This window comes from Tumebacillus permanentifrigoris, from assembly GCF_003148565.1.
Taxonomy (GTDB): Bacteria; Bacillota; Bacilli; order Tumebacillales; family Tumebacillaceae; genus Tumebacillus; species Tumebacillus permanentifrigoris.
The window spans coordinates 33,382-46,023 of sequence record NZ_QGGL01000020.1 but is presented as its reverse complement, the minus strand read 5'-3'; the positions used below and the strand labels follow the sequence as shown (position 1 = coordinate 46,023).

The following is a 12,642-nucleotide window of genomic DNA, read 5'->3' as shown; positions in this document are numbered from 1 at the left end:
AATCTCTCCTCTCAGGTGTCAGATCGATTGAAGCAAGTCCAGCATCGGCCAGAACAGGAACAGGGCCACGAGCCCAACGAAGCCGCCGACGATCAACAACAGCAAGGGTTCCACCAGTTTCAACAACATGTCCATCCTCCGTTTGCGTCGCTGGGCCAACTCCTTGGCGGACGTCAACAGGGCTCGTCCGAGATCCCCCGTCGCTTCCGCCACTTGCACAGAGAGCACCAGTGCGTCATCGAGCCGTTCCCTGCTCAGCGTGTTGCTTAGAGTTTGTCCACGGAGAATGCCAGCACGCACGCGTTGTGAGACTTCCACTTGGGCGCGGGGCATGGCAAGACCCGCCTGAATCTCCAACGCCTGCAACAGCGGCACACCCCCTTCCAGCAACACGCCTAGAGTGACCGCCCATTGATGCGTCCGGTCGATCCTATGATACGTCCGCAACAACGGCAACCGCTCACGAGCGGCACGCACAGCCAGCAGAAAGACGCTGGTCAGGAGTGCCAGCAGCCCAAGCAGCCACACATCATGTCTCGCCAGTGCGAACATCAACAGTGGGCCAGGCCCGATCTGCACCCCCATACTTGCGTACAAGTCGGCAAAGCGTGGGATCACGAACTCAAACAAAAAGCCGGTCAGACACACCAGAAGTACGCTGAGCAGAGCAGGATAGGCCATCGCTTGCCGCCGCTCCTTGCGCCACAGTTCCCGCTCCGCACAGGAGGCGGCGGCTCGTCCTAAGTTCGCCGCCAGATCCCCGTTGTGCTCGCCCGCTTGCACCAACGCGAGAATCAACAGCGGGGCCTGTGCCACGCGCATCGACTCGGAGAGCTTGCGACCTGCACGCAGATCTCGATCCAACCGCAACGACAGCGCTCGCTGTCGCTGCTCGCCCCGTGCAGCCAGAAAGCGCAAGGACTCCAGCAGTGGCACCCCCGTTTCCAACAAGCGCCCCAACCGCTCCGCATACCGCCCCCATGCGGCCTCTGACAGTTGAAACCTGCTTGGCGCAAGGAAGATCGCTTGGCGGCGCAGGATGTCCACTTTTTTGCGCAGGAGACGTGCCGCCTGTTTGTTCCAGGCGGTCGTTTCGTGACGGTCGGTCATCGGAGTCCTCGCTGATCGAGGTGGCGGTCATACGTTTGGTCGTCGATCAACCCGTGATCGAGCCACTCGCTGAGGATGTCTGGGAGCAGACGACATCCATCGCGACGAGCCCGCACTGTGAGTTCGTGCGCATCGGCGCGGTGGTACAGTCCTTGGCGAATCGTCTCGCTGATCGGCAGGCATTCGAACACCGCCCGACGCCCCTGGGCCGTTTCGATCAAACGCTGTCCGATCACCCCGCGCACGGAAGTCGCCACCACCTGTGGCGCGATCCCGAGGTCAATCAGTCGCAGCAACGCCCCCACCGCGCTCTCGCTATGCAACGAAGTCAACACGAGATGCCCGGTCAACGCCGCACGAGATGCCGCCTCTGCTGTCTCCCCATCACGGACTTCACCGACCATCAGCACATCAGGATCTTGGCGGAGGATCGAGCGCAACGCGGTCGGAAACGTCAGTCCCATGCGCGGCTGAATCTCGACTTGGTTGATCCCTGGCAATTTGATCTCCACCGGATTTTCCAGCGTCGAGATGTTCACACCTGCGTGCTGGAGATGCAAAAGCGTCGCATAGAGCGTGGTCGTTTTTCCAGAACCGGTCGGTCCCGTGACCAGTACCATGCCGTGCTTGGCCTCCACCCACGAACGAAACAGCCGCAACTGTTTCACATCGAACCCCAGTTCGTCCAACGCATGCCGGGCGCGATTGGGCAGCAGGCGCAAGGCTAATTTCTCGCCGTGAATCGTCGGTAGCGAAGAGACGCGGACATCAACCGATTCCCCTGCCCCCATCCCCAGACGGAAACTCCCGTCCTGCGGCAGTCGGCGTTCGGCGATGTCCATGCGCGCCATCAATTTGACGCGCGATACCGTTTGCTCCAGCGTCCCCTCGCCAGATTCCCAACTCTGCAATCCCCCGTTCACGCGCACCCGAATCGCATAGTGCTGTTCCTCCCCTGGCTCGATGTGGATGTCGCTCACCCCGCTGGCATACGCGTTGCGGATCAGCCCTTCGATCGGGTCGGTCATTGCTTGTTCAGACTCATTCATGTTGTGGTAGCTCCTTTTTTCCCTTGGTGTCGGATGCGCATCTTGATTTGGAATTTACCATCAAAATTCGTGCTTGGCAAAGGGTATTTTACTCAAAAAACAGAAGTAAATAAACCCCTCCACTTCGTTTAACAACCGAAATTGTGCAAGCGGAGATGGAGAGTTTCGCGTCACTTTGACCGATCCTTTTCATTAGAATGCTCGACAATTCTTCGATTGAGAAATTAATTATCATTAAAAACATTTATCATCTCTTCAGTATCGGTTGTGAAAAAAAGTTATGTTCACCTGCCACCACCTGACTCATTTAACTCAGAAAAAACAAAACCCCGCGCATGAGGCGCAGGATTTCTCGGCAAATTTTTCTCAACTTGTAACAATTCTAGCAGGAAAACGCCTCCTCCAAAACGAAAGGGTAGGCCAACGCTGTTCCATCGCGCACGAAGCAACTCCGAATGTTCCCCAGCATCTTCGCCGTATACCATCACCCAAATTCCACCCCTGCGATCCTTACCAACCGGTCTTATCACACCCAGTTACGCCATTGCAAATGTGTAGGCAGATTCAAAAAAGCACCCAGACACAATGCCGGGTGCTTTCAATCTCAATCCCTTACAGCGGTTTGGTTTGCTCTGGCAGATAGCGGATCAACTGCTCGATCCCACGACCCCGATGCACCGACTCGTGTGCGACCACTGCTGCCTCCTCCACCCATCCATACGCCCAACTCTTCGGTGAGACGTCCGGGAAGTGTTGCTGGACGGGGATCACACCATCCTTCAACGGCCCGCGGAACAAGGCGATGTCAAACAATTTCGCCGCCTCTGCACGCGCCGTCGATGCGTTCGGGTTGAACTTGCCTTTGTCGTCGCCGTCCACCCAGCGCAACGCCTTCGCCGTGCCGATGAATTCCTTCGCCCAGTTGTCCTTGGTATCGTCGAAGGAGTCGAACGACAGCGCCTGCACTCCGCGCATCGCCAACACCAAGCACACCAACTCCGCGCGCGTGATCGGAGCGTCTGGACGGAACGACCCGTTGCCGTCACCACTCATGAAACCCGCGTGCGAAACTTTGTTGATGTACCCTGCCGCCCAATGGTTCGTCGGCACGTCAGAATAGGGTTTGACCAGCGCCGTTCCATCTGTCAAATTCGCCACACGTGCCACGACGGCCGCCGCTTCTGCGCGGGTGATCTGCGCATCCGGGTGGAACAAACCATCCGGGTAGCCGACCAAGTAGGGCTGATCGATCTCCGTACCGGTTTTGAACTTGATTTTCGGCGTCTCCATCTTCCATTTTCCATCCTCTTCCACTACGCAGGACAGTTCGTAATTGGTGTTCACCACCACGTCCGCTTTCACCTTCAAGTTAAAATGTGTGACGCGTGCTCCATTCGACTCGACGTCCTTCAAGTTCCACGTCAACAAGCGAGTGCCCGAGTCCCACGTGGCCCCACCGTTCTCGTTGGGGTCGATGTCCAGACCTTCTGGCAGTTTGACTTTCAGTTGGACGTGGGAATTGTTGCGGTTCTCCACATTGTGGTAGAGGATGTGGTACCCGATCTCCCCGCCTGCACCCACGCTCTGGTAATCCTCGACCATCTGTACACTGAGCTTGTCGTCCGCCGCCTGCACGACACTTCCTGCCGACACAAACCCGAGATAGCCACCCGCCACCGCACTAGATGCCAAGACCAACGCCATTTTTTTCAAGTAAGAAGCCACTCAAAACCCTCCCATGAATGATCCGAGATTCAATTTTCAATTCATGTGAAGTGTACGGCTGAATACTCAAGCAAATGACCATCAAATTCTTGCAAAAAGTTCGCCGTTTCGACGAACACAAGCCCGAGGAAGGAGGTGGTTCACTCCGTGTGGATCATACTGATCGTCCTGTTCGCTATTGTCACCGTGGAGCGGCGTTGGTTTGCCGATCCGACCGCACCCCCCTCTCACCTCGACGATGACGAATGGTGGTGAGCGGCAACTTCCAAGACAAGAACAAGGCAACGAGCAAGAGGATCAGCACGATCCCGAACACATTTTCGTAGGAGAAGGCTTGTAACAAACTCCCGCTGAACACCGGCAACAACGACAACGGTGCTGTACACATGTTGAGATACGCGACCAGTCGACCACGCGTGTGGTCGTTGGAGATTTCCAGCAGGTAGTTGGTGAATCCGATCCAACCACCGCTGACCACGCCCATCAGGCAAAATGCCAGCACGACCAATGACTGTTGCCCCACACCGCCCGCTTGCTGCCCGGCGTACAGGATGAGGATCGGAACCCCTACATTGGTTAGCACCGCCCAGCGAATCGTCGTGCGGTTGTCAAACTTCTCGCTGAGCAGTCCGAACAGCAGTCCGCCCACCATCCCACCGACGATCTGCGCGATGACCAATCGCCCGATCAAGTCCATTTCGACCCCTGGCATCTCTTGTACATATAAGATGTAGAACGGCATCGCCAACTGGTGTAGCCCGATCAACATCTGAATCAAAGTCAACCTGCGAAATGGCAGGTTCTGGCGCAGCGTTGCCGCGAGCGTCTGCGAGGGCTCGGAACGCTTTTTTTCCGGTTCGAGGGGCACCTCGCTTCTACGCACCCCTTCTCTGACATATAGAAAGGACAGAGTCGAACAGGTTAGCAGCAGAAACGCCATCGAGAACACGATCAGGAAGTTCAGTGGATAGGGAAACCGCTCCGGGTGGCTGAGCACGTGCTGGATCAACAGGCCAGCGGCAAAGGAGCCGACCGCTCCGAGCGTCTGCATCAACCCGAACAGTTTGCCGTGATTTTGTGGACGAATGGTACGTCCGAACAAATCCATCCAAGGAACTTGAATCAGCCCTTCCCCGAGGCAGAACAGCGTATGCCCGATGAAAAAGCAGATCAACACCCACGGAGATTGGGAGTTGAAAAACAACATCCCGATCACCAGCAAGAAGCCGAACCGACAAAACAAATAGGTGCGGAACACAAAACGGTTGAGGCGCGGGATGCGGTGCATCCATTTGGCGATGAACACTTGTGGCAGGACAAAGCAGAGGTGGCGTATCGCGGTGGCAAGCCCGATCAGCAGCGGTGAGCCGCTCACGTGCTGGAGGAACAAGGGGATTAAGATCGTGGCATCGAGGAACGTCAGGGCGACGAAGTAGAGCGCACCGTCGACTGTCAGCCCTTTGAAGTTTCGTCTTTCCAGCGCCGAACTGAACCAGTTAGGACGCACACTGGGACGCATGGGAAATAAGCCTCCTCTCAGGATTAAGCAAACAAGTCTACACGCGCAATGGGAAAAATTCATTGCGTGCGTTACAATAGAGAGAACGATACAGGGCTAGCGATTTCAAAAGCTTCGACTTGGAAATCGTAGCGAATGCTGGGAGGTGCGTTGTTACACTCATGATTCCTTCACTCCTTTTAGTTTTGATCGGCATGCTCGCCGGATTTTCCGGCTCGATCGTCGGGCTCGGCGGTGGATTCATCGTCGTGCCTGCCCTCGCGTTCTTGCATGGTGACTTGGCGCCCGCGCACATCACGGCCACCTCGATGGCGGTGCTGCTGTTCAACTCGATCTCGAGCACGATGGCGTACACCCGCCAGAAGCGAATCGACTTTACTGCTGGGTTGTCATTTGCAGCCGCTTCGATACCCGGTTCGATCATCGGGGCGTTGGCGGCTGAGCGGATGACGGGCAAGGGCTTTTTTGTCGGGTTCGGCTGTTTCTTGATCACCATCGCCCTGTTCTTGGTCTTCAAGCCGAAAAAGCCGTTGAATCTGGGCCTGCCGGTTACGGTGCGCCGCTCGTTTTTCGATGCGGGTGGCACGAAGTTTGAGTACGAGTACAATTTGTGGTTGGGTGTGGCCATCTCCTTTTTTGTAGGATTCTTGGCTTCGCTGCTCGGTATTGGCGGCGGTTCGTTGCTGGTGCCGACGATGACGCTGCTCCTGTTGTTCCCGCCGCACATCGCGACAGCCACCTCGATGTTCACGATCTTCCTGACGGCGATCGTCTCGACGGGCACGTACTGGATGCGTGGCGACATCGAATGGTGGCTGGTCCTGTTCTTGGCACCAGGTGCATTCCTCGGAGGACAACTCGGAGCGCGCGTTGCTGCCAAGTTGCCAGCGAAACTGATCTTGCGCATCCTCTCCGTGATGCTGATCGTAGTGGCTTTGCGCCTGATTACAAAATGATACGCCAGTCGTACACGAAAAAAGAACACAAAAAAACAGGACGAAGGCAATCGTCCTGTTTTTATTTGCCGAACTTGTAGGCATTGCATTGAGGCGTCTCCCCTGCAAACGAGAAGATGACGCACCAGAGGTCGGGATAGTGCCAGTGGGATTGGTCGTAGTCTGACGGAACGGCAGGTGTGGTCGGATGGCTATGCACCAGCGCGAGCGGAATTTCACCACGCGAGGACACTGCACGCAAGACCGCAATCCAATCCTGCGGCTGCACCGCATACCGCACCAACCGATCCTGCGCCGCATTCGGCAAAAACGTCCATGTCCGCACGTCGCGTCCATGCCCGCTCCACAACCCGACGCCCTCCTCAGGGAGTACGTTGCACAGATCTGTGACTGTGTGATGCAACAGAGACGCTGAAATGGCTAGGGAGTCAGGATGATGAACATCCCCAGCGTCCCTAGCGTCCCCAGCGTCCACCTGTCGCAACGCAACGGGTCGGAACCTGCCTTGGCTCATGCAGTCCGACTATTCCACGAAGTCGAAGCTGTATTCGCCAATCTCAATGGTATCGCCTTCCATCGCGCCATTTTTGCGCAGTGCGGAATCGACACCTTTTTCCTTCATGATCCGTTGGAAGCGCTTGACCGCATCGTACTGCTCGAAGTTGGTCATCTTGCACAACTTCTCGATCCAAGGCCCGTTGACCACGTAGGCTTCATTGTTGCGCGTAATCCAGAAGCGATCCACATCGTCTTCGAGACGGTAGACTTTGCGCTCGTCCTTGTCTTCCACTTCCTCAAGGTCGATCGTCGTAAAGTCTGGTGCCGTATCGAGCGTATCGGCAATCGCAAAGAGCAGTTTATCAAGACCTTGATGGGTAACCCCGGAGACTGGATAGACCGGGTATTTGCCTTCCGTCTGCTCGATGAACTTTTGCAAGTTCTCCTCGGCCTCTGGGAGGTCCATCTTGTTCGCCACGACGATCATCGGGCGCTCCTCCAAACGGTAGTTGTAGAGGCGCACTTCCTCGTTGATCTTGATGAAGTCTTCATACGGGTCACGACCTTCCGTCCCCGCCATGTCCAAGACATGGACGATGACGCGGGTACGTTCGATGTGGCGCAGGAATTGGTGACCCAAGCCCTGACCTTCGGACGCGCCCTCGATCAGACCGGGCAAGTCAGCCATGACAAAACTACGTCCATCCGGCACGCCGACAACGCCCAGATTCGGGGTGATCGTCGTGAAGTGGTAGGCCGCGATCTTCGGTCTGGCAGCCGAAACGGATGCGAGCAAGGTCGATTTCCCAACGGACGGGAAGCCTACCAGACCAACGTCTGCCAACACCTTCAACTCGAGTTGGATGTTGCGTTCTTGGCCCGGTTCGCCCTTTTCCGCGATCTCTGGCGCTTTGTTGTTCATCGTGGCAAAACGCGAGTTCCCGCGTCCACCGCGACCGCCGCGCGCCACGACCAACTTGTCACCGTGTTGGGTCAGGTCGCCGAGAAACTCCAGCGTATCCGCATCGGTGATCACCGTGCCCGGCGGGACTTTGATCGTCATGTCGTCCGCTTTGGCACCGTGTTTGTTGGAGGTTTTGCCGTACTCGCCGCGTTCGGCTTTGAAGTGGCGCTTGTACTTAAAGTCAAGCAGGGTGCGCAGACCCTCGTCGACGACGAGGATGATGTCGCCACCCTTGCCACCGTCACCGCCACCAGGACCGCCCTCCGGGATGTACTTCTCGCGGCGGAATGAAACGATGCCGTTCCCTCCGTCGCCGCCTTTTACGTAAACTCTAGCTGTATCCACGAACATTGTGCCTTCACCTCTATTCTTGCAACTGAAAACGCACGCGGTATTCGATGCCGTCCTCGACAGGTTCCTGTACAAGTTCGACCCCTTCACCCGCAAACGCCATCGCCCATGCTGCCCAATCGTGCGGCACATCGGCGAACCAACCTATCTCATAGCCTTGACGGAATGAGACAATCCATACATCAATCGGCAACGGCTCAAGCAAAGTCTTGGACGTTTCACCCAAGCTGTCGAGCAAACTTCCGAGCAAGCGGACGGCGAGCCATTCGGCCGCCTCAGTCGGTTCCTCCTGTTGCTCATAGGAGACATGCAGTTGCAGCATCTGAAACTTGATGTCACGGGAGAGCACCACATAGGACACCATTGAACTTGGGATCGCCGACCATTCCGTATGGCGTTGGGCTTCTTTGACCAACGCTTGGATGGGATCATTGAGCCTCTCGTATTTCTTTAATTGAGAGTATGCCTGCAGCAGTTGCACCTGATTCATCAGATCATGGCGGTAAATGCGCAGAACTTCCAAGCTGTCTTCCATCATCGCCCGCATATCGGGCGCGGAAGTTCGCCGGTGTCCATTCATGCCCGTTCAACTCCTTATGTAAAAAAGACGGCCCTCCGCAGAGAGCCGTCTTGTCTCAGCTTACGCTTCGAGAGCTTCAGCTTGTACAACAACCGGATATACGCTGACACGTTTTTTGTCGCGACCCATGCGCTCGAAAGCAACACGGCCCTCAACTTTTGCGAACAGGGTATCATCGCCACCCTTGCCAACGTTGACGCCCGGGTAGATCTTGGTGCCGCGTTGGCGAACCAAGATGGAACCCCCGGTGACCACTTGACCGTCAGCGCGCTTAACGCCCAGACGTTTCGCATGGGAGTCACGTCCGTTTTTGGAGGAACCTACCCCCTTCTTGGACGCGAACAATTGAAGATTCAGTTTCATCATTAGTTTCACCTCCTAGAGATTTTTCTCTACGACCTTCACGAAGTCAGGATAGGTATCCGCGACTTGGTTCAGGCCTAAAACCATTGCTTCGAGAAGCAATTGAAGTTTGTCGTCAGCCGTCTGATCAGCCAGAACAGGAATGGAAGACTTTACGTCACCGGGTGCTGCATCATCGTCTGTCGCGAGCGTTACGCCGAGCAGGTGCTCTGCGGAATTGATCGCGTTGATGACGAGCATCGATACAGCTGCACAGACGATATCCTCGCCATATTCAGCCGCACCAGCATGTCCTTGAACCGAGAACCGGTTCACCCGCCCTTGCTTGTCCCGCCAGATGATCGATCGAATCATGCGCAGTGACTACGCGTTGATTTTTTCGATTTGTACTTGGGTGTACGGTTGGCGATGACCTTGCTTGCGACGGTAGTTCTTTTTGGACTTGTACTTGAAGACAAGGATCTTCTTGGCTTTGCCGTGCTTCAGGACTTTCGCGGTAACGGTTGCGCCTGCAACAGTCGGGGAACCGACTACGACGCCGCCTTCCTTCGAAACGAGCAAGACGTGGTCAAGAGTTACGTCTGCGCCATCTTCAGCTTCGAGCTTTTCGATGTACAGAACATCACCTTCTGCAACTTTGTACTGCTTACCACCGGTTTGAACGATTGCGTACATGTGTGCACCTCCTCATTAAAAGACTCACTACCCACGAGGTACTCCGAAGAGGTTTGCGACCCGGGCTAGGTGGTAATACGTGTGTGACACCACAGCACGCTTACTAAAATATCCTATCATATGCGCTAGTGGCTGTCAAACCATTTCCCTTATAGTAGAAGTAGCGGATTCCCGACAAAAAACACCCCGCCATTTACATGGGGGATGTTTCGAGAACGACCGCTCGACCAAAGGTCCGGTTGACTTGTGTGATCTTCACGGAGACCTCCTGCCCCACGTGCAAGCCTCCATGTTGGATATCCAACACATAGCCTTCGACGCGGGCGATGCCGTCGCGCGGGTTGTGTGCATGGATTTCGTCGATGCGCACCGGGAGCACCTGTCCAAGTTGGACCGGCAGGGCGCGCAATTCCACCTCTTCGACGGTGCCTGCCCACGAGATGCGGTGTTCGGCGAGATGCAGGGAGTCGCGGCCCTTGATGAAGACTTTCAATCCCCACTCCTCTTCCATCCGACGCAGGTTTTGTCCGCTCGGGCCAATCAGATTCGCTGCAACAGCCGGATGGCACTCGACCAGCACCGCTTCGTGATCCTTGGAACGCAGATAATCAGCGAGTTCGCGCTCGATCCGCCCTGCTGTGGTCTCTTCAGATAGCACCTTGCCCTTGCCTTCACAGTACGGGCAATGGCGGTGCAAGACTTCATCTAGCGACTGCCTGACCTTTTTGCGCGTCATCTCGATCAGTCCCAGTTGGGTCATCCCGAGCACATGCGCACGCGTGCGGTCTCGACGAATCGCCTTCTCCAACTCTTCACGGATCTTCTCTTTGTGCGCGGGGTCGCGCATATCGATGAAGTCGATGATGATGATGCCGCCGATGTCGCGCAGGCGCAATTGGCGCGAGAGTTCGCGCGCCGCCTCCACGTTCGTCTTGAACACCGTTTCTTCAAGTGAGGACGTACCGACAAACTTGCCGGTGTTGACATCGATCACCGTCAACGCCTCAGTTTGATCGATGACGAGATACCCGCCAGAACGCAACCAGACTTTGCGCTTCAGCGCTTTTTCCAACTCTTGATCGATGCGGTGGGCGGCGAAGAGATTCTCGCGGCCCTTGTAGAGATGCAAGCGCTCCAACAATTTCGGGGAGGCATGACGCAACAAGTCCCGCGCCGACTCGAACAAGTCGAAATCGTCGATCCAAAACTCCTCGACATCCTCTGTGAAAAAGTCGCGCACGGAGCGCGAGAGCAGATCGAGATCGCGATAGACGAGTTCCGGGACTTTCGCCCCTTTCGCCTGTCGGAGAATCCGTTGCCAAGTTCCGTTCAGAAAGTGATAGTCTTGCTCCAACAGTTGATCGGTCACACCCGTTGCCGCCGTGCGCACGATCATGCCGACCTCTGGAGCGCGCACCCGCTCCGCCATCTGTCGGATGCGTTCACGCTCCGACTCTTGTTCGATCCGGCGTGAGACACCGACGTATGGAGACTTCGGCATCAACACGATGTGCCGACCGGGCAGCGAGATGTTCGCAGTAACGCGTGCTCCCTTGGTGCCAACCGGCTCCTTGGTGACTTGCACGAGGACTTCCTGGCCCTCCTTGATCACTTCGGAGATCTGCGGCTTGCGGTCCGGGCTGAGTGTTCCTGGATAGAGGGGTAACGCGTCATCGAGGTAGAGAAATGCGTTTTTCTCCACCCCGATGTCGACGAACGCCGCCTGCATACCCGGCAGGATGTTCGCTACGCGCCCCTTGTAGATGTTGCCAACGTGCGGCAGAGCAGATGTCGCTTGCCGTTCCGTGTAGTATTCCACCGTGCGACCGTCCTCGAGGATGGCCGCGCGCAATTCTCGTCTGTCCTGACTTACCAAGATCTGTTTGCGCACTTGTCACCTTCCCCTTTCTGCACTATCGAATTCTATCACATCTTCGACAAACGGTTGTCATTTCCTTTTCTACCACCATCCAGCAGTTGACGGAGCGTCAGGCGCATCCCGTTCTCTTCGAAGACGCTGTGTACCAGATCTTCTTCCTCAAGCACAGTCTGCACTTTTTTTCGCTCATCCAAAACATAGATCATGTGATACGCGTCTGGCGCGAACTGTTCGATCACTTCGCGCACCTGCATCGTATCCGGCACCGCCAGCGTGCGCACTTCTTGGGCTCGACGTGGCACGCCCCGCCGCTTGGCGTCGAGAAACCGTATCATGTCCACACGCATCCCCTTGCGCAGTTCCCACGCCGAGAACAGCAAGAAGGCGCCGAGCATCAGAAACGCGAGGTTCGGATAACCCGCCCACAGCGAGAGCAGCCCGAACAGGATCAAGAGCACGGCGATCCCAAACGACATCCGTATCGACACCTCCGTCGCCGCCCGGAACCCTCGTGTGCCCGATGTCGCGGCACGCAAGATTCGACCCCCATCCAACGGCAGGGCAGGCAGCAGGTTGAAAAAGCCAATCATCAGATTGCCTTTGATAAAAAACTGTGTCAGCCCGTCTGACCACCAACCCGCCGCGTGCAACAGCACCCCGACGAGGATCATCAGCAAGTTGTTCAATGGCCCGGCAATCGCGATCGCCACCTCGTGGCGCGGGTTCCAGCCCATCGCCCCGTGTTCCAGTTTGGCCACCCCGCCATAGGGCAGAATCTGCATCTCGCGGATCTTGTACCCATAGGAGGTGGCGACAAAGACATGGCCGAGTTCGTGAACGATGACGATCGTGAACAGCACCAATGTCTCCACGATCATCCCTGCTCCGAGGCTTGCCAACAGCAAGAGCAGGAACAAGGGATGTACGCGGACTTTCATGCCCGTCGGCCAAAACGCAGGCTTGGACATCTCCC

Annotated in this window: 13 protein-coding genes; 1 reads left to right on the top strand and 12 read right to left on the bottom strand. The window is 56.3% G+C overall.

Annotated elements, in window-relative coordinates:
• Positions 1-18: 18 nt before the first annotated feature.
• The 4 genes from C7459_RS19195 to C7459_RS19180 form a co-directional block, all read right to left on the bottom strand.
• Positions 19-1,110 carry a type II secretion system F family protein gene (locus C7459_RS19195; protein WP_109690901.1) on the bottom strand — a complete coding sequence of 364 codons (1,092 nt, stop codon included), beginning with the start codon at positions 1,108-1,110 and terminating at the stop codon, positions 19-21.
• Entirely contained in the window at positions 1,107-2,159 is a 1,053-nt protein-coding gene (locus C7459_RS19190; RefSeq protein ID WP_109690900.1) for a GspE/PulE family protein, read from the bottom strand. The genes C7459_RS19195 and C7459_RS19190 overlap by 4 nt, the downstream gene beginning before the upstream one ends.
• A gap of 612 nt (positions 2,160-2,771) precedes the next feature.
• On the bottom strand, positions 2,772-3,884 hold the full coding sequence (locus C7459_RS19185; RefSeq protein ID WP_109690899.1) for an S-layer homology domain-containing protein: 1,113 nt from the start codon (positions 3,882-3,884) through the stop codon (positions 2,772-2,774).
• 181 nt (positions 3,885-4,065) lie between these two features.
• Positions 4,066-5,403 carry an MFS transporter gene (locus C7459_RS19180; RefSeq protein ID WP_170119564.1) on the bottom strand — a complete coding sequence of 446 codons (1,338 nt, stop codon included), beginning with the start codon at positions 5,401-5,403 and terminating at the stop codon, positions 4,066-4,068.
• Positions 5,404-5,564: 161 nt separating this feature from the next.
• Between C7459_RS19180 and C7459_RS19175 the strand changes: the two genes are divergently transcribed.
• Positions 5,565-6,359 (top strand): sulfite exporter TauE/SafE family protein, encoded by a 795-nt coding sequence (locus C7459_RS19175; RefSeq protein WP_109690897.1) that lies wholly within the window; start codon positions 5,565-5,567, stop codon positions 6,357-6,359.
• A 61-nt stretch (positions 6,360-6,420) separates the two neighbouring features.
• Here C7459_RS19175 and C7459_RS19170 read toward each other — a convergent pair whose 3' ends face one another.
• From C7459_RS19170 to C7459_RS19135, 8 genes are all read right to left on the bottom strand, one after another.
• Positions 6,421-6,873, bottom strand: a complete 453-nt coding sequence (locus C7459_RS19170) for a M67 family metallopeptidase (RefSeq protein WP_109690896.1) — start codon at positions 6,871-6,873, stop codon at positions 6,421-6,423.
• Positions 6,874-6,882: 9 nt separating this feature from the next.
• Complete coding sequence (gene obgE / locus C7459_RS19165) at positions 6,883-8,172, bottom strand: GTPase ObgE (RefSeq protein ID WP_109690895.1); 1,290 nt, start codon at positions 8,170-8,172, stop codon at positions 6,883-6,885.
• 13 nt (positions 8,173-8,185) lie between these two features.
• Entirely contained in the window at positions 8,186-8,752 is a 567-nt protein-coding gene (locus tag C7459_RS19160) for a Spo0B domain-containing protein (protein WP_109690894.1), read from the bottom strand.
• Positions 8,753-8,812: 60 nt separating this feature from the next.
• Positions 8,813-9,118 carry a 50S ribosomal protein L27 gene (gene rpmA / locus C7459_RS19155; RefSeq protein ID WP_109690893.1) on the bottom strand — a complete coding sequence of 102 codons (306 nt, stop codon included), beginning with the start codon at positions 9,116-9,118 and terminating at the stop codon, positions 8,813-8,815.
• 12 nt (positions 9,119-9,130) lie between these two features.
• Complete coding sequence (locus C7459_RS19150; RefSeq protein WP_109690892.1) at positions 9,131-9,469, bottom strand: ribosomal-processing cysteine protease Prp; 339 nt, start codon at positions 9,467-9,469, stop codon at positions 9,131-9,133.
• A 9-nt stretch (positions 9,470-9,478) separates the two neighbouring features.
• Entirely contained in the window at positions 9,479-9,790 is a 312-nt protein-coding gene (gene rplU / locus C7459_RS19145; protein WP_109690891.1) for a 50S ribosomal protein L21, read from the bottom strand.
• Positions 9,791-9,983: 193 nt separating this feature from the next.
• Positions 9,984-11,681 carry an Rne/Rng family ribonuclease gene (locus tag C7459_RS19140; RefSeq protein ID WP_109690890.1) on the bottom strand — a complete coding sequence of 566 codons (1,698 nt, stop codon included), beginning with the start codon at positions 11,679-11,681 and terminating at the stop codon, positions 9,984-9,986.
• A 35-nt stretch (positions 11,682-11,716) separates the two neighbouring features.
• Positions 11,717-12,637 carry a M50 family metallopeptidase gene (locus C7459_RS19135; RefSeq protein ID WP_146201053.1) on the bottom strand — a complete coding sequence of 307 codons (921 nt, stop codon included), beginning with the start codon at positions 12,635-12,637 and terminating at the stop codon, positions 11,717-11,719.
• Positions 12,638-12,642: the final 5 nt, after the last annotated feature.

Excerpts from the sequence above, each read along its gene's own strand:
- C7459_RS19195 (WP_109690901.1), bottom strand. The coding sequence starts at position 1,110 with ATGACCGACCGTCACGAAACGACCGCCTGGAACAAACAGGCGGCACGT.
- C7459_RS19190 (WP_109690900.1), bottom strand. The coding sequence starts at position 2,159 with ATGAATGAGTCTGAACAAGCAATGACCGACCCGATCGAAGGGCTGATC.
- C7459_RS19180 (WP_170119564.1), bottom strand. The coding sequence starts at position 5,403 with ATGCGTCCCAGTGTGCGTCCTAACTGGTTCAGTTCGGCGCTGGAAAGA.
- C7459_RS19175 (WP_109690897.1), top strand. The coding sequence starts at position 5,565 with ATGATTCCTTCACTCCTTTTAGTTTTGATCGGCATGCTCGCCGGATTT.
- C7459_RS19170 (WP_109690896.1), bottom strand. The coding sequence starts at position 6,873 with ATGAGCCAAGGCAGGTTCCGACCCGTTGCGTTGCGACAGGTGGACGCT.
- obgE (WP_109690895.1), bottom strand. The coding sequence starts at position 8,172 with ATGTTCGTGGATACAGCTAGAGTTTACGTAAAAGGCGGCGACGGAGGG.
- C7459_RS19160 (WP_109690894.1), bottom strand. The coding sequence starts at position 8,752 with ATGAATGGACACCGGCGAACTTCCGCGCCCGATATGCGGGCGATGATG.
- rpmA (WP_109690893.1), bottom strand. The coding sequence starts at position 9,118 with ATGATGAAACTGAATCTTCAATTGTTCGCGTCCAAGAAGGGGGTAGGT.
- C7459_RS19150 (WP_109690892.1), bottom strand. The coding sequence starts at position 9,469 with ATGATTCGATCGATCATCTGGCGGGACAAGCAAGGGCGGGTGAACCGG.
- rplU (WP_109690891.1), bottom strand. The coding sequence starts at position 9,790 with ATGTACGCAATCGTTCAAACCGGTGGTAAGCAGTACAAAGTTGCAGAA.
- C7459_RS19135 (WP_146201053.1), bottom strand. The coding sequence starts at position 12,637 with ATGTCCAAGCCTGCGTTTTGGCCGACGGGCATGAAAGTCCGCGTACAT.